The 16,894-nt window shown below is 43.2% G+C and carries 17 protein-coding genes; 6 read left to right on the top strand and 11 right to left on the bottom strand.

All coding sequences use genetic code 11. The features are described 5' to 3' along the window. Positions 1 to 166: 166 nt before the first annotated feature. Positions 167 to 724, bottom strand: coding sequence for a DUF1439 domain-containing protein (locus AB6C75_RS14210; protein ID WP_372108011.1), 558 nt, complete (start codon positions 722 to 724; stop codon positions 167 to 169). Between the two features lie 157 nt (positions 725 to 881). Between AB6C75_RS14210 and AB6C75_RS14215 the strand changes: the two genes are divergently transcribed. From AB6C75_RS14215 to AB6C75_RS14230, 4 genes are all read left to right on the top strand, one after another. Further along, complete coding sequence (locus AB6C75_RS14215) at positions 882 to 1,268, top strand: thiol-disulfide oxidoreductase DCC family protein (protein WP_372108012.1); 387 nt, start codon at positions 882 to 884, stop codon at positions 1,266 to 1,268. Positions 1,269 to 1,490: 222 nt separating this feature from the next. Next, positions 1,491 to 2,810, top strand: coding sequence for an ABC1 kinase family protein (locus tag AB6C75_RS14220; RefSeq protein WP_372108013.1), 1,320 nt, complete (start codon positions 1,491 to 1,493; stop codon positions 2,808 to 2,810). A gap of 104 nt (positions 2,811 to 2,914) precedes the next feature. After that, positions 2,915 to 3,460, top strand: a complete 546-nt coding sequence (locus AB6C75_RS14225) for a glutathione peroxidase (RefSeq protein ID WP_372048719.1) — start codon at positions 2,915 to 2,917, stop codon at positions 3,458 to 3,460. Beyond that, positions 3,457 to 3,924 carry a DUF3429 domain-containing protein gene (locus AB6C75_RS14230; protein ID WP_102249516.1) on the top strand — a complete coding sequence of 156 codons (468 nt, stop codon included), beginning with the start codon at positions 3,457 to 3,459 and terminating at the stop codon, positions 3,922 to 3,924. Before AB6C75_RS14225 ends, AB6C75_RS14230 begins: the two co-directional genes overlap by 4 nt. A 113-nt stretch (positions 3,925 to 4,037) precedes the next feature. On the opposite strand, the gene AB6C75_RS14235 is transcribed toward AB6C75_RS14230, so the two are convergent. The 4 genes from AB6C75_RS14235 to AB6C75_RS14250 form a co-directional block, all read right to left on the bottom strand. Continuing rightward, entirely contained in the window at positions 4,038 to 4,652 is a 615-nt protein-coding gene (locus AB6C75_RS14235; RefSeq protein ID WP_012604468.1) for a LysE family translocator, read from the bottom strand. A 105-nt stretch (positions 4,653 to 4,757) separates the two neighbouring features. After that, positions 4,758 to 5,111 carry a hypothetical protein gene (locus tag AB6C75_RS14240; RefSeq protein WP_372108014.1) on the bottom strand — a complete coding sequence of 118 codons (354 nt, stop codon included), beginning with the start codon at positions 5,109 to 5,111 and terminating at the stop codon, positions 4,758 to 4,760. A gap of 115 nt (positions 5,112 to 5,226) precedes the next feature. Then, positions 5,227 to 6,663 (bottom strand): lipopolysaccharide biosynthesis protein, encoded by a 1,437-nt coding sequence (locus tag AB6C75_RS14245; RefSeq protein ID WP_372108015.1) that lies wholly within the window; start codon positions 6,661 to 6,663, stop codon positions 5,227 to 5,229. A gap of 16 nt (positions 6,664 to 6,679) precedes the next feature. Next, positions 6,680 to 7,606 carry a glycosyltransferase family 2 protein gene (locus AB6C75_RS14250; RefSeq protein ID WP_372108016.1) on the bottom strand — a complete coding sequence of 309 codons (927 nt, stop codon included), beginning with the start codon at positions 7,604 to 7,606 and terminating at the stop codon, positions 6,680 to 6,682. A gap of 315 nt (positions 7,607 to 7,921) precedes the next feature. Between AB6C75_RS14250 and AB6C75_RS14255 the strand changes: the two genes are divergently transcribed. Further along, on the top strand, positions 7,922 to 9,070 hold the full coding sequence (locus tag AB6C75_RS14255; RefSeq protein WP_269336096.1) for a glycosyltransferase family 4 protein: 1,149 nt from the start codon (positions 7,922 to 7,924) through the stop codon (positions 9,068 to 9,070). Positions 9,071 to 9,229: 159 nt separating this feature from the next. On the opposite strand, the gene AB6C75_RS14260 is transcribed toward AB6C75_RS14255, so the two are convergent. The 4 genes from AB6C75_RS14260 to AB6C75_RS14275 form a co-directional block, all read right to left on the bottom strand. Continuing rightward, entirely contained in the window at positions 9,230 to 10,003 is a 774-nt protein-coding gene (locus AB6C75_RS14260) for a viroplasmin family protein (RefSeq protein WP_372108017.1), read from the bottom strand. Positions 10,004 to 10,084: 81 nt separating this feature from the next. Continuing rightward, positions 10,085 to 10,414, bottom strand: a complete 330-nt coding sequence (locus AB6C75_RS14265; RefSeq protein ID WP_372108018.1) for an AzlD domain-containing protein — start codon at positions 10,412 to 10,414, stop codon at positions 10,085 to 10,087. A 2-nt stretch (positions 10,415 to 10,416) separates the two neighbouring features. After that, positions 10,417 to 11,145 carry an AzlC family ABC transporter permease gene (locus AB6C75_RS14270; protein ID WP_102440902.1) on the bottom strand — a complete coding sequence of 243 codons (729 nt, stop codon included), beginning with the start codon at positions 11,143 to 11,145 and terminating at the stop codon, positions 10,417 to 10,419. A 147-nt stretch (positions 11,146 to 11,292) separates the two neighbouring features. Continuing rightward, positions 11,293 to 12,126 carry an AraC family transcriptional regulator gene (locus tag AB6C75_RS14275; protein ID WP_029222252.1) on the bottom strand — a complete coding sequence of 278 codons (834 nt, stop codon included), beginning with the start codon at positions 12,124 to 12,126 and terminating at the stop codon, positions 11,293 to 11,295. A gap of 331 nt (positions 12,127 to 12,457) precedes the next feature. On the opposite strand from AB6C75_RS14275, the gene AB6C75_RS14280 reads away from it, so the two are divergent. Then, complete coding sequence (locus tag AB6C75_RS14280) at positions 12,458 to 12,880, top strand: hypothetical protein (RefSeq protein WP_371695007.1); 423 nt, start codon at positions 12,458 to 12,460, stop codon at positions 12,878 to 12,880. Positions 12,881 to 13,104: 224 nt separating this feature from the next. Here AB6C75_RS14280 and AB6C75_RS14285 read toward each other — a convergent pair whose 3' ends face one another. Together AB6C75_RS14285 and AB6C75_RS14290 are read right to left on the bottom strand one after the other, a co-directional pair. Continuing rightward, on the bottom strand, positions 13,105 to 15,687 hold the full coding sequence (locus AB6C75_RS14285) for a nuclease domain-containing protein (protein WP_372108019.1): 2,583 nt from the start codon (positions 15,685 to 15,687) through the stop codon (positions 13,105 to 13,107). Positions 15,688 to 15,689: 2 nt separating this feature from the next. Next, positions 15,690 to 16,859 carry an AAA family ATPase gene (locus AB6C75_RS14290; protein ID WP_372108020.1) on the bottom strand — a complete coding sequence of 390 codons (1,170 nt, stop codon included), beginning with the start codon at positions 16,857 to 16,859 and terminating at the stop codon, positions 15,690 to 15,692. Positions 16,860 to 16,894 lie beyond the last annotated feature (35 nt).

Here is a 16,894-nt window from a genome sequence, read left to right on the forward strand (position 1 = left end):
GTGTTTTTAGATTGTGTTTTTAGATTGTGTTTTTAGATTGTGTTTTTAGATTGTGTTTTTAGATTGTGGATGATGATAGAACCTCAAGTTAACTTGAGGTAAAGCGATATTTTCAAAAAAGAGGAAATAATTAAAAAACACTTATAAAGCAGTTAATTATGAATGGTTAGTCGAATAACTCGATGACCAGCTTATTGTCTTTAATCACAAGATTCGGTTCCGATGACTTGATCAATGACTCTTGAACCTTGTTGCTGTCCAATTTGTAAACCGGTGACTGGGACAAAGCAAAACCAATCATAGAAACGGCAGGCTTAAGTAGCTTGGCAACCTCTGGCGAAAGCTGTTTATCTTTTTCTTCAAAGCGCTCTAGTCGCAATGACTTTAAATACACCTCGCCAGTTTCTCTGTCGTATTCAGGTACTGCGCTGAATTCGATGTCCAAGTCCAACCCCATATTGGGCATGTTGAACACCTGAACTTTTGCATTGGTGTTCGCCAGAACAGACACACGCTCGATATCAGCTCTACCAATCTGCACCGCTAAATCATCAACAGCGACTTGCGCATACATAACGTTTTGAACACCGACTTCTTGTTCTAACATCACCGAATCTTGCAGGTAGTTCGTCATTTCTTGTTCAGTCACGCTGTAGCTAACACAACCAGCTAGCACCAGTGCAAACACTGCCAAAATGAATTTTTTTGCTACGTTAATTATCATCAATACCAACTCTTTATCGTTAGTTATTAGCGCGGAATTTTCCTTGTGATGGTACTGTAAAATAGTAGTCACAATTACAGTGTCGGATAACTGAGCAAAATGATCCACCTAATCGGTGATTGCGTATAGCTTAGAATTGGTAAAATTAAGGGAAGCAATGACTTCATTAACGATATTTTACGATGGGACGTGCCCGTTATGCGCGAAAGAGATGGCGGCACTGGCTAAATCTGATACCAAAAAACAGATTCAAACCATCGATATCTACAGTGAAGCCTTTTCAGACTACCCTCAAATTGATGCCGACGCAGCCAACACCGTTTTGCATGCACTGGATGAGAATGGAAAACTGCTGCTAGGTTTAGACGTGACCTACCAAGCGTGGCGCTTAGTAGGAAAAGGCTGGCTATACGCCCCATTGCGTTGGGCGATATTCAAGCCAGTGGCCGATTGGTGTTATTTACGATTTGCCAAGAACCGATATAAAGTCTCTTTTTGGTTAACCGGAAAGTCGCGCTGCGATGGTAACAGCTGCACAAAATAGCGCTTGGTTAAGACATACCACTCGCGACTTTGTAATACACCACACCAAACAGCGCAGCAAAAACTAAAACGGTAACCGCGACTTTTAACCAAATAAACTTCATGTTTTGTCCTTTAAATTCTGTTTACTGTTTCGCGAGACAAGTTACCACAACAAAACATTCGGTTGGGTAATGATTTATAGAACTTTGTAGTGAGTCTTGATAACTAAGTGAGAACCTTTATGTCGGCAAAAGAGAGAAATCTACCTACCCATCGTATTTCAAGATTCAGTAAGTTCGCGTCTCTCGCTACTCGAGTAGCCGGAAGTGTCATCACTGAAGGTACAAAACAGCTCGCGCAGGGAAACAGACCCAAAGCAAAAGACTTGGTATTAACACCTCAAAACATTGCTCGGCTCACCGATCAACTGGCACATTTACGCGGGGCAGCGATGAAGCTCGGTCAAATGTTGTCAATGGATGCAGGTGATATTCTTGAACCCGAGTTAGCCAACATTCTTGCTCGCCTACGTTCAGACGCTGACCCACTGCCAGCCAAACAGCTCAGCCAAGTGTTGGAAAATTCACTCGGAATCAACTGGAAGGCGGAGTTTATCTCCTTCAACTTTAAGCCCATCGCCAGTGCTTCCATCGGTCAGGTTCACCAAGCGTATAGCGACTCTGGAGACAAACTTGCCATAAAAGTCCAATACCCAGGCATTCGAAAAAGCATCGACAGTGATGTGGACAACGTTGGTACATTGCTCAATATTGTTGGGTTGATACCAAAGTCAGTCGATTACAAAGGCTTGTTAGAAGAGGCGAAAAAACAACTACATGATGAAGCCGACTATGCTCGCGAGGCTGACTACGCGACTCGTTACTATCATGCGCTTAAAGAGCACTCTCACTTCGTCGTGCCTAAGATTCATACGCAAATCTCATCAGAATCGGGGCTCGCCATGGACTTCATTGAGGGCATCTCGATAGAGCAAATTGAAGGTTATGATCAAAGCACCCGTGATTTTGTGATGCACAGCTTGCTCGAGCTTCTGTTCAGAGAGTTATTCGACTTCAAGATGGTGCAAACCGATCCCAACTTCGCCAACTATCTTTACGTTGAAAACACGCGACAGATTGGGCTGTTAGATTTTGGGGCAACCCGAGAATACAGCGGCCGCTTCAGTGATGGCTATCGTTTGGCTTTTACCTCTGTGATTACTCACGATGAACAAGGACTCAACAAGGCGTTAGAGCAGATTGGATTTTTTAGTGAGACCATCCTCCCAGACCAGCGCCAAGCGATTCTCAACTTAGTGAAAATGGCCTGTGAACCCATGCTTGTCGATGAAGATTACGACTTCAAAGCCAGTGGTTTAGCCCAAAGGCTTCGTGAAGCGGGAACCATACTCAGCATGGAGCAAGAGTATTGGCACACGCCACCAGCAGACGCTCTATTCCTCCACCGAAAGATTGGAGGCATGTACCTGCTGGCATCTCGCCTTGGAGCCAAGGTGAATATCAGGCGCTTGGTGGCGCCCTATTTGCTAAGCGACAATTGACACTCAAGCGACAGCTGATACTGGAGCGATTCTGGTCTTTAAAGTGATCATTTCAAGTCGCTGAACAGTAATAACAGTTACGCCAACTAAAATGAGTCAGACTTATGAAACATTCACTGCTGTGCTCCACCGCCCTAATCGCGAGCCTAACAAGTCCATTCGCTTTTTCAGCAAGCTGCCCTGAGATACTCAACGGTAAACAACGGCTGTTAAATTCAAACGAAGAAATTGAGCTGTGTGAAGAGTTTCAAGGTAAGACTTTATTGATCGTAAATACGGCAAGCCAATGTGGTTTCACGCCTCAGTTCGAACAACTTGAGCAGCTTCACCAAACGTATAAAGATGAAGGGTTCACGGTTGTTGGTTTCCCAAGTAATGATTTTCGCCAAGACAGAGGAAGCGAGGAGCAATCCGCTAAAATCTGCTACCTAGATTATGGTGTGACTTTTCCGATGATGGCGCGCGCTTCACTCTCAGGGCCAGACGCAAACCCTGTCTTTGCCGAAATCCAACAACAAGCCGGTATCAAACCGAAATGGAATTTCTACAAGTTCTTGGTCAGCAAAGAAGGCAAAGTGATAGCAACCTTCCCGAGTTCTACATCGCCAACCAGTAGCACCCTCAAAAATGCAATAGAGCAGCAGTTATGAGGTTAGATTACATGGAGACAACTCAAACACGCAACACCATGGCCAAGCTCGGTTATATGGGTTTAATCCCCTTTTTATTCGGCCTACTGTTATCACTCACCGACAGGCAATTCTTTAGCTTGAGCGGCGAAACACTCTTCATCACCTACAGCGTGGTTATCTTGAGCTTTTTGTCGGGCATCTTGTGGGGCAATGGGATAGAGAACTTCGAAAGCCAATCCAGCAACAAGGCTCTGTTTCTTAGCAATGTTATTGTGTTGGCAGCGTGGCTAGCGGTGCTACTCGGTGAGCAACAAGAGTTCCTCACCACTCTGATTCTGATCTTAGGCTACATTGCGGTTTGGCGAGCGGAAAGGTCAATGAGAGAAGAGAATCAAAGTGAAGGCCCCGACGGCTACTTTGATATGCGAACCCGACTGACCTCTAGTGTCGTATTAATGCACGGTATCGTGATGTTGACCTAGGCGTGCGTACGCCCATATTTAAACCGGCATCAAGATGCGGGCTCTAGATAGGCACTCTCTTCTTTAATGGCACCAAAACCATCGACAAATACAACTCACAAACCAGTCAATTCCTACTGACGACTCACCAATAAATTCGCACCAGACAAGGCAAGAAACACAGAACATGCTTTATTGAAACGCTTGGCCATCTGAGGTTTTGAAAACCAATGTCGTAGATATAAGCCAAAGGCTGCATAGATAGAAATTGCGAGCATTTCTAATACAAGAAACGTACTTCCCAAGACAAAGAATTGAGTATTTACGTTCGCAGAAACATCGACAAATTGAGGAAGGAATGCAGTGAAAATGAGTATCGCTTTTGGATTGCCCGCCGCGAGCGCGAACTCTTGTTTAACAAGACCAAACCAGTTCTTATTTCGCTCGATATCCGCGACCGGGCTGGCTTGAGATCGCCATAGGTTAAACGCGATCCACAACAGATACATTGCACCAAATAATTTGATCAGGAAAAACAGCGTTTCAGAAGTATAAAGCACAACCGCTAAACCAGATGCAGCCAAAGCAATCATGCCGGAAAAAGCAAGGATTCTTCCTAGACCAGCGACAAAGGCGGCCTGAAATCCGTAACAACGGGCGTTGTTCATTGATAACAAATTGTTTGGGCCCGGTGTCATGTTGAGCGCGAAACAAGCGGGGATGAATAGCATTAACTTCCAGATTTCCATTTTTCCATTTTTCGTCCTTGTTAAAAACTTCGTAAATATTTAATCAATGAACGAATGCAGAAAGCTCTGTATTTCCGCTTCACATGCCGCCATTTTAATTAATCCTTACTCGACAATATAATGCTCTTCGTCTGGTTCAATCAAATTGTCTGCAATACCAATTTCGCCCGCGATGAAAATCGCACTCGCTATCGTTTCTAATGTTTTATTCGGCTCTCGATCCGGTACTTCGCCCACTTCAGGAACGGGCTGCGATCGCGAGATTGAATTACAAACGACACTTTCACAAACGATATTGTTTTGTTCCTGTCGAGAAACCTCAGGCGGCTTGAAACCCGATGAATTGAAGTCGGGAGTATCAACACCCTCGGTTGCAAAATAAGAATCACTGTATGAGGCAGCTGAAAACAGAGAGAGGAGCAGCATCCACTTATTCATATATCTTTCCATAGTTAGCATTCACTAGATTTATAAATACTATCTAATTAAAATAATTATGAACAGCGTTTTATTATCATTAATTCATATTTCCCTAGACGCTTATCAGAATACCCGCGCTCTGGGTGAAATCGGTTCAACTTACGTGGGAATGTTTGCCTAACGTGAGCTTATCGAGCAACACTTGTGGAACAGGAATAACAGAGTATCGAACAAAGACGACTAACGTCACTATTGCCACAAAACTGCCTAAAACAAAGTCATGAACATCAACCAGCGCCCAACCAAGAAGCCTGTCACTGGTAATCGCAAGTATGGCGATACTCACCGCAGCCATCCATTTACGATGATCGTAAGGCAAGTACTCCATCTTTTGGCTCACAATATAAAGCAGTGACAGCCTCACGGCATAAGTACCACAAAGCACCACCACCACGCCCCACACGCCATAAATCGGTGTCACAACAAGATAACCAATGGTTGCTACAATCGCACACCCGCCTTGTATCCACATTTGCGATTGGCTTGAGTCACCGCTGAAACAACCAAGGTTGAGGTAATCCCCTGCATTCTTAATCACACCAATCGCCAAGAGTGCGACAACAATAGTACCTGCATACTGATAACTGCTGGGCAGAATCAAAGCAATAAAACCAGGCACCGTAAGGATCATCAAACAACCCAACACTATGGCCAGATTCACGCCGACTAGCGCTCTATCCGCACAGACTTTTTTACCGCTAGGCTGTTGTAGCATGGCCACCCGATTTGGAAACCACCACAGAGCATAAGGCTGCAGTAACAAGCCAAGCAGCAACGCAAACTTGCCACTGACCGCATAGATTGCAAGTTCTTCAACACCCACAAAGCTTGCCATCACCCAACGGTCTAGGCCTGTAATCATGTAAATAGAAGCACCACCGACTAACGTGGGCAATCCAAACTTTAGGATCTTAGCGGAGTACTTGAGGCTGCCAAATGAGCCCATCTCCTGCCATTGATAACGCAGTAAACACAGCATCAACAACACACTCGAAACAGCGGCAGATATTAGTACACCATCAATGCCATAACCTGCTTCAAGCAATGCAAACGTCATAGCAGCTTGCACACTCGCCTTCAACACATTGAGCATACAAAAGCGTTTAGCCATCGCATTCATTCGCATCAGTGTTAGCGGGATAGAAATCGCACCATCTAACATGGTCGGTATCAATAGAAGTAATATTTGATAAGGCTGAAACTCGACAGGCAGCATCAGTAACAACAACGGCATACTAAGAGCAATTAAAGCCCCACCTAGCACACAGACCAAGACACTCAACGTGAAACAGTTCGAGACAAGCTTTCTCTTTTCTTCACCCTCAGCAACGCCAACATATCGATACATGGCTTCAACAATGCCAAAGCTAAATAAGATCGTCCCGATGTCAGCCAACAAGACGATGGCTTCTAAAGAACCGTATTCAACCAACGTCATCTTATGGGTGATATAGGGGATCATCACGAGCGAGATCCCTTTCATCATCACGATGCCGATGGCGTAATAGGCCGACTGTTTTAATGAACCCATAGAAATCACCTATTCCTTACAATGCAGGCATTAGGAAACTTTTGCAGTCCCCAAGAAGATGTCGTAAGGTTCTTTTTTGAGGAGCCAACGCTAACGAGCGGATGCTATAAGACATGGCCCGTCGGTTCTGTTGTAAGCCTCTGTAATAGTCGGCGTAACCTTCTAGTATTCTTGCCTTTGCAATTTTGAAACTGGACGTCGGTAGGTTCCATCGTTGATTGTCATTTTGGTAACGCTGGAGAATGGTCTCTATAGACTGCAAATTTCTCAATTTAAGACTTTCCGTTTGGGTAACGGAACTCGCTCTCATCAAGTAACCAACCTGCACCGAGTTCAACACACCGATCTGATGGCTTTCACTCATTCGAAGCCACAGCTCCCAATCTTCCCCATACTTAATATCAGCATTGAAACTGTCTGTTTGAGAGAACACATCCGCTTTCACCATGACCGTTGACGTTCCAATTACATTGTTTTCGATAATGAACTCTAGCGGGCTCTCAATATTAATGAACAGCTCGTCTTGGTCTTGAAACTGCGACCAGTAACTAAAGCAGTCGACTATCACTTGGTAATCTTCAGTAAGGTGTTCGTAGTTAGTAAAGCTCATCGCGAGATCTGGGTATCGTTGATGAAATTCGAGTTGGCGTTCGAGTTTTTCAGAAAACCAGAAGTCGTCTGCGTCTAAAAAAGCGATGTATTCACCGGTCGCCTTTTCAATCCCTAGATTTCTCGCTTGAGGCGCACCCACACCCAAAGTGGATAATTTAATGATGCGTTCATCATGGATTGACGCAAGATACGTCGACGTTCCATCGTTGCTGTTGTCGTCAATAATGATCAACTCCACGTCTTGATGAGTCTGCTTAAGTACGCTGCCAATTGCCTTCGGCAGGTAATCCAAACAGTTGTAGGTAGGGATAACAACACTTACTTTAGCCATAATGACGCCCTCAGAATTATACGTTATATGGCTGACGTTGCATGTTCTATGCCGAGAGTGTATTGCTATGAAATCACTTTTAGATCAGTCGCCTACGCAGACACTCTCAAAATGACGAACAGGGTGATCAGACATGAGCGTCAAAACTCCAATTTGATTATCAATTTGAGAAAATGAGCGGCTTCTTGGGGGATAACCTTCGGAAAACCATCGAAAAGCCCTCCAAAACTACGATTTTATCTTGGTTCGTATTTTGCTTTATTAGTTATTACCTTGGCTTGATAGCTTTAATCATATGGATTTGAGGAGTAAGGCATGAAGAAAGTAGCATTTGTGGCGCCAACCTACCCTGTACTCAGTGAGACCTTCATTCAAACAGAAGTCGACTCTGTGAAAGCGTGTGGGCACGATGTTTGTGTAATGACGTTCAAAATTGAAAACAGCGAAAAACAGTTCGACTACGACATTGTCGAAATAGGTAAGGATGTTCGGGCGGGTAAGATAGCCAGCATCAATTGGTTTGGCTTTCTCCGGGCGGTATCCTTTGTTTCCAAGCAAACCAGTATGCCCAAAAAGTCACTGTTCGCTTATGGATTCAAACTGGCGCTGCAACTCGCGGAAAATGACGTCGAACACGTTCATGCGCATTTCTGTCAGCACACCACAGCTCACGCCATCGTCGCGGCAAAACTGTTGAACATCACTTGTTCATTCGTGGCTCACGGTCATGATGTTTACGAGTTCGCTTATGACATTGAACATAAGATTTCATCGAGTGATTTTGTGGTTGCAGTGTGTAAAGACATGCTCGCTGACTTCAATACCATGGCTAAAGGCAACATTAAACTCCTGCACTGCGGAGTTAATACCAAACAATTCCAACTCAACCCAAAAACCGAAACGAAACAACTTCGCTTTGTTTTCCTTGGCCGATTAGTGGAGCAAAAAGGCATCCACCATCTTATTGATGCATTAGCGCCGATTGCCGAACCTCTCGATATTCATCTCGATATCATCGGTACTGGCGATTTAGAGCAACAGTTAAAATTGCAGGTCAAAGAGCAAGGGCTCACTCGAAACGTGACCTTTCTTGGCGCTAAACCTCACGAGTGGGTCAAAGAAAAACTATCGAACTATGACAGCCTAATCGCGCCCTTCTGTTTTTCCGAAACTGGGTGTGTGGATACAGGACCACTGGTTTTAAAAGAAGCGATGGCCGTGGGAACTCCCGTCATTACCACCAATATAATGGGATGCAAAGAGATCGTCTCACCAGAGACAGGTTTTGTGGTTAGCGAAAAGAACGTGGAAGAATTAAGAGAAGCGATTGAGCGTTTCGCGCAGCTAAGCAGTAACGATAAAGCATCGATGGGGTTAAAGGCACGTGAGAGAGTGAAAGACAGTTTTAATTCGATCAAACAAGCTCAGCAATTATCTCGTTGGATAGAGAACCCAGCTCAATAAGGATTAACTCAGACAGCTATGCCTCACAAAAGCGACTGAGCACCACAAGATCAAAAGAGCGCTACATCAATTTGAAATGTAACGCTCAACTTAGCATAGCCTAATGATGGCAACTTATGCTTTCAGTAACTTTCATTAGCTTTTCATTAAGAAGCCTAGCTAGCCGGCTCGAAGTGCCAAAATAGACTCAATATCTTCGATGTCACGATATTGAGCTAGCTCCTGCTCTTTCGATGAAATAGCCACAATCGACATTCTATCGGCCAATTCGTTACCTTCAATACCAACGTGACCATTCACATGGTAGATGGTAATTTTTGAAGCCAGTTCTTGGTAGAGAGCATACGCAGGCTTAATAATATCGAGGTTTTTGATCTCGCCGCCCGACTTAGTCCAGCCCTTTTTCTCCCAGCCCGTTGCCCACTTAGTAATACAATCAATTGAGTACTTAGAGTCACAATAAATCGCAACAGACAGACCCGCGTTTAACTTCTCTTTCGCGAGAATAAACGCTTGCTTAAGCCCATGTAACTCGGCGGTATTGTTGGTACCAACAGGCTGATACAAGCCATACCACAATTCTGTTAATTGGTTGTTTTGGTAGACCGCTAACCCCGTCCCTGCTTCACCAGGGTTTGGCTCACAAGCACCATCGGTAAAGATCTTGATATCAAAAGGCATATCTGAGATTTGCTGCTCCGAAAGAGGCGGCACCTTCACTTTCGTCGCCTTACCCGCAGAGCTTGGCTTTGTCGCTGTAGAACCTGACGCAGACGACGTTTTACCACCGAAAGCAGACTCAGCCTCGCCTAGTGTTGGAAACGATTTATATCTCGCACCAGCAAAACCATCAACTTGCGACTTACACTCATTCCAAGTAGTAAAAATACCCGGTGTGCGACCTTTCCAAACCACATAATACTTCTTAGCCAAACTAACTCCTTACCAAAACCTAAACACACAAATAGTGAATCAGTACATTAGATGCCACCAAGCTATACGTTGCAAGGTCTATCAATTAAAAAGGTAATCAACCGCAACGAGGTTATAGAACAAAAACACCGCCATGCTGACGCCGATAGTAAGTAGCACATTGCCTGTTTTCCAAATCAACAGACCTGTGACCAGCGTGCCTATCAAGTATGGGTTTTCAAAGCTTGGCCAAAATGTTTGTTCAGGAGCAAATACAATCGGCCCCCAAATTGCAGTAAGCACAGCGGGACTTGAATAGCGCAATAGGCGCCTTGCGGTTTGATTGAGTCGAAGCGGGATTGCAGGCTCTAGAAACAGATACCGACTCAAGAAAACAATCGCAGTCATAAGGAATATCGTTAACCAAATCATCTCTATTTCCCCTCCACAATTGTCTTGTTGCCGTTGTTTCGCTCTTGGAACGATTCGCTGATAAAGCCCGCTAACATACCGGCAATCGCTGCAATCATTAGCCCGCCCTCAATATTGTTAACCGACATGGCAACCGAAGTGACCAATGAAACCACCACACACACCACGACGGGTAGAGTTCGGATTAATGGGAACACCAAGGCGATAAAGGTTGCTGCGACCGCGAAATCGAGACCAATTTCATTGAGTGAAGGAATTTGGCTTCCCGCGACAATGCCAACAAAGCTCGCAATATTCCAAACGAGATAAAAACCGCCGCCTACACCCGCAGCATACCAGCGATTAAATTCTTGCTGAGACTGCCCACTACAAATCGCGAACAGCTCATCGGTGAGCCAAAATCCGAGTAATAGACGCCAACGCGCAGGAAGATGGCTGATTTTGTCACGCATCGATACGCTATACAGAAAGTGCCTTGAGGTGATGAACAGTGTGGTCAACAACATGGTGCCTAAACCAATACCCGCTTTGAACATACCCGCGGCGACAAGTTGCGCTGAGCCAGCAAACAAAATAGCCGACATCGCTTGCGCTTGAAGCTGACTCAATCCTGCATCTATCGCATATGAACCCGCTAGAATTCCCCAAGGGATTACCGCAATGCTCAAGGGCATTCCCGCTAAAACGCCCTTCCATAACTGTGTTCGTCTATCCATTCTTTCACTATCCATATAGTTCTTTTCTCTCTTCACATTAGCTATTCAATGTAAGAGGAGTTGAGTCGGTTCGATTGTACAAACTTGCTCGATTTCATGCCCCTCTGTTTGCCACACTTAACCGCACTTAACACAAGTTAGCCATGCCTTAGCCATGCAAGTTTAGAGCATTTTGATGTATTGCCCCGGCGTGTAGCCATTGGCCTTTTTGAAGTGTCGATGAAAATGGCTTTGATCATGAAAACCACACTCTTGCGCGGTATCTGAAATGGTATGTCCTTGCTTCAATAACTTACGCGAAAGCCTTAACCGAGATTGGATTTGATACGCATGCGGCGGAAGACCAAATTCTTTCTGAAAAGAGCGCACTAAGTGAAACGGGCTCAATGCCGCTAGCTTAGATAGCTCCTCTAGGGACACATCGGCTTGTGGAAAATCATCTAAGAACTCTTTCACCAAGACAAGCTGGCGCTGAGTTTTCCCATCGAGTTGAGGGTTAAGCGGCGATTTTCCGTGTCGGCTAATCAGTTTAACCAACATCCCGTACATCAAGGTTTCTCTTAACAAGCGATTGTCAGATTCATCAATCGTGTTAAAGACTAATCTCAATTGATTAGCGAGTTCAGGGTCTTCAACAACCGCTCTTGGGAAGTAAGGCGCGCCGTAGTTCGGTAGGTTAAGCTCTTGAGTGATCTTGGCAAGTTGCTCTGGGAGTGGATACATGGCTCGATACGCCCAACCCCCTTCAGTGGCAGAGTGACCGCTATGAACTTCGTCGGCATTGACCAAAATAATCGCATTTTGTGGTGCAATATGATGCCCGCCCGTTCGATAGAAACGCTGAGCGCCTTGTTCGATGACTCCAAGCGTGTAGCCCTCGTGGCTGTGGCGTGAGAAGTTCTGCTTTTCGTATTCAGCATTAAGGGTTTCAAGGCCACCGAGCTCTTCTGTGATCTTATATTCGGCCTTTTCTTTAGAGCGTTTCTTGTTCTCCATAACAATTCCCAAGCCTGTTAATTATCGAGCGACTTATCAGTCTACTCTATAGTCTCTTTCAGCTTTTGTACAAAATTGCGCATTTTTTTGTTAATACATTTGTTGTTTTTGCCTTAAAACACTTGCAACAATTGGTAGTGAGTTTAATCGAAGAGGATTATTGGGCTGCTGAACAAGTCGAAGACAAAAAAGGTTTGGAGGAAGATGCATCTGCCGTGGTGTTACCTGCGAATTGAGAAAAATGAAATATTGAATGTTCATATTCACATTTCACCATTAAATCAAAGTAAATGCGACAAGAAGCCAACTTCAACTTGGCAAATAGAGCACCATGTTTGGTTTACTGATTACTTTGTGGATTGTAAACTACCTCCCCCCCCTATTAGCTACTAATACTATGCACGTAAAGTTATTTAACCGCTTATTAAAAGAATTAGATGAAAATATAAAATTTCCTGATAAAAGTATGAAACGTACTGTCTTTATTCAAGAAAAAACAAGCTCAGCGCGCATAGAAGTGGCTGTTTTACAAATAAATAGAGGCCTAATAGACAAAATGATTTGTTGCATCAAAGATATAGAACGAATAACTGAGAAGAAAGGGCTGTCACCAACGTCTTATAATATTGTCGAATTAAAGCAAAGAAAGGCAGATTTAGAAACAGAACTAAAGATAAAATCAGCATTGCTCACCAATGTATTTAAAGAGGCCCAGCTAGAATGGGAGCTCAGCACAACTAGGCACTCCAGTTAAACTGAGGTTAACATAAACAACTAAACTGGTTTTATAATGGTATAAAGTGACCAGTTCACCCTGGGTGAGCTCATTAAAGTTATTCAACCAAAACCATAACTATAACTATAACTATATTTAGCAGTAAGTATATACAGCCAAATGCGCTAGCTTTAGTCATGATTTAAAAATGAATTTTCATGCGACTGCCCTGCTAACCTCTTACAGACTTTAGCTTGTAAAAATCAAACTAAGCTCTCGCATGAAGGGCATTTGATATTTAGTGGCTCCATAGCCATTTGCGAGTGATAAGACCAATAATCCCCGTTTTTTACCAATCTGGTATCACACGAATGGCAGTGGTTATATACCGTAAAGTGTTTGCATGTATCACATTCATACCACGCTGAACGAGAATTACTCGTTGTCTTATCTTTCTTCGTTAATTCATGAGAGCCGCACGAAATACAGAAGTTTAAAGATTCAACATCATCAGGGCGCCCCGCTAAAGCATTATCTTCAATGCCATATTGAAGAAACATACCTATCATCCTTTGGATTTCATCCAAATAACGAAGCCTTAATACTGGATTAGCACAAACAGCTCCATATTGATGGTACAAATGACGAGGCATCTTATCCCAATCAAACATTGATAATTCCCCAAGGTAACTAACTTCGCCCCACTCTTGGGGTGACACTATTTCGTCGATCGCACCTTTGGCTGGATGAAGTATGAAGACAGCATTGACACCACCTTCGCTGTAGTCTTTTTTATGGTAAAGGTTATGCACAATCCCCGCTATTCCACCGTGCATATTGATAATTTCATCGGAATAAAACTTGGCATCCATCACTAAACGTTTGTTTTTAGTTATGCCACCTTTAGTCTCAAACTCCACATCCATGACGAAATCAGGAGTTCGGCCATTATTCAATAAAGGCTCATACCTGAGCTGAACCTTTCGCTTCAATTGTTCATTATTGAAATTCAGCGGCTTACTATGCTTATGTGACAAAACAATATGCAATAATTTTCGCTTCCACTCATCATCAGGCTGATAGCGGTAGTTTTGAACCAGAACTTTGATGATTTGTAGCAGACACCATCGTTCATAAAGAAGAGGCATGTTCACGAGACCAATATCTTCCACTTTTTCAAGTGATAGCAATAAATCTTCATCTGTTAAATTGGTTAACTCACGTATCTTTTTATAACCGGAGTGCATCGCTTGATAATCAGGATTTTGAACGAAAGTCATTGAATTAGGGAAAGTTGGTGACGGTCTCACGCCCATTTTCTCGAGCATTCTTATCGCTGATTTAAACTTTGCAAGTTTCGGAGCTAACTGATCGAAGACGCGTTCAACTTTTGCCTTATTTTCCTGAAAATAGGTAAGTTGAGTTTGCACTGAGCGCTTCTCTCTTTCCTGTTCAGCTAGCTCTCTAGGTGTTAATTTCTTTATCCAGCCTTGCTTATCTAGCTCTAGAGCTTTCTCAAGTTCTTCTGAGAATTTATTTTGTCTTTGACTTAACTCTTCCCCACCAACAACTTTTACACCCGATAAGCTATTCAACGTATAAAAACACTTATTCCCTTGGTATACACCCTCATACATATCTGTATAAATTTCATACTCAAGGCCTTTCTCAAATAGTGCAGCATGGGAGCTATCTGCAAACTTGAGAAAGACTTGCTGCACCGAACCGTCTGAGCTATACCATGGCAAACTACAATTAATTCTAATGCTTAAAAAATAAGTATTTGCATAGTATTTGGAAGCCTCTCCGACCTTAATTAACCAACGGTTAGAACGTTCAAGTGAAGAAGTGTTCAATTGTATAGAGCTAGCAAGTTTGTCCTGTAACTGCGAATTCAAATACTCTAAATCATAGGTTTTCTTGATCTGTTCGAGATGTTTCCTAACCAGGTCCTTGTTAATTGATTTTTCGCCACTAAAGTCATTGAGCCTTTCAGTAAGCTTCATCGTCATACCTTCGAAACGATTAACCTTGCTCTGAGAAATCGTCACCAGTTGCTTCAATATGCTGTGGAGCCTTTGAAGAACAAAAAGAACATATCTGTTTTCTGGAACATTAAAGCTTGGCGTCGTCGCTCTGCTAGTAAGCTCTTTACTGTATCCTTTAGTCGCCAACTCCATGAACGTACGATTAACAGGTTTCACCAATTTTCTTGGTTTCAAAGCCTGTACTTCTCGCAGCTCAGATTTAGGCTTTTTTATTATGTTCTGCGCGTGCGACATGAGGTTCGATACCAGCTTCAGAGTTTCCTCATCAACACCACCTTCTTCGACTTTTTTAGCCTTCGCAGTAACATAACTTTGCTCATCTAGAATCAGTTCCCACAAATCACTTTTAAAATCTGATAAATACCGATTCAATTGCTCAGCAGTAAATTCAGACGAACCAATATGAATAGTACAACTTTGACTACCAAGACCTGCTTTGACTGCTCCAGCCGTCCTGTGGAGAGTTCTGGTCCATTGTTTGGTGTCTGACTTCCAACTTACAGCCTCAATCCACCAAGACTTTCCTGAATCTTTATCTTTGATCTTCTTGAGTGGAACCCTAGTGCCATCCGCTTTTTCGAAATACGGGGCTTCAGTAGCCCCTTCTAGATAGCGAAATGCCAACTGTCCTAACCTTATTCCCTCTGCTTTTGGGTATATGGTTGTCGTACAGTTAAAATTTTTCTGAGTGTCATCATAGCTAACTGGTAGTGGTAGGTAGGATTCAACGACTTTCAAGACCGTGTTTTTATCATGCCACTGAACATCAATATATTTGATTTCAAACTTTGGAAGCATCGTTAAGCCCAGTAGTTCACAACACCATCATTTGCTTTAGCATTCTCAATGATAGAACGCAGCGCAGCTACGCATGAGAACTCATCTGCTACTGATTCATGACTTGGAATCACCTCCTCCAATTTTTCTAATAGCACCTTTTCGAGTAGATCAATTTTTTGAGTATCACCCGATAATTTATTGCCATCAAAAGTAAATTTAGGAAGGACTTTATGAATAATGAAGTTATTGATAGCTTGTTCCGTGTTGTCATTTACATCCGAAAACAAGTCTAAATAATTGAGGCCTTGGCGAATCGTTCGCATACCAAACTCTACGCCTAATCGGTCGAAAAACTGCTCATTCAGATCGATAAAAAGTTGGCAAAAATCGTTATTGCGATCAAATTTAGGATAAGAAGCCCTTTGCCCTAGCGCCTCAACATCCATAAACAAAGGCTTAGATACATCATCAAGCTCATAGCCTTCAATTTCTTCAAAAATCTTATTCCAATCAGTCAGTAATGGACTCTTAAACTTCATGATGTGAGTTCGATCTAATATTTTAGGTGACAGATAATGCGTGGTTTCATCGATATTAATAGCGCCAATGATACGAACATTAGAAGGGATCTTGATCGTTGATGGTGTACTAATTATTCCTGATAACATACGACGAATGTCGCCATGATATTTGATCAAAGAGTCTTTCTCACTAAACCCAAAAGCTCTTTTCATTTCAGCATTAACCGCTTCATCTTGCATTAGCTTAACAAAGTCCACGACACCATCTTGATCATACTTAGCTTTAGCGTCTGAAATGATAGAAACCACCGCTTTTAGCTCAGACAGCACATGAGCAGATTCATCGTCAGAATAGAGCTGTATGGTGGGAGTGCTATCTCTGTCTTCAAGTTTTGATAAGAAGTCGGCAAAGTAATATTCTACCCGAGCCAAGTTCATTTCATCCAAACAGATAAAGTAGGGTACTTCTGGGTTTTGCTGCGCTTCAATAAGTGCTTCTAAAAAAGGCGTGGCTAAGTACTTTTTTTCGAGGGGGTTATAGTAACCCAATAAGTCTTCAGAACTTGTCCAGTTAGGCTTAACAGGAATAATTTTAGATACACCACCCACCGCTTTTGCGAATGATTGCACCAAATTCGTTTTACCCGAGCCTGAATCTCCCGCAAGCACGATCAAATCATTTGAGCGAATGAGAGTCAGGTAAT

The sequence above is a fragment of the Vibrio sp. 10N.237.312.B06 genome, assembly GCF_041464685.1.
GTDB classification, from domain to species: Bacteria; Pseudomonadota; Gammaproteobacteria; order Enterobacterales; family Vibrionaceae; genus Vibrio; species Vibrio tasmaniensis_A.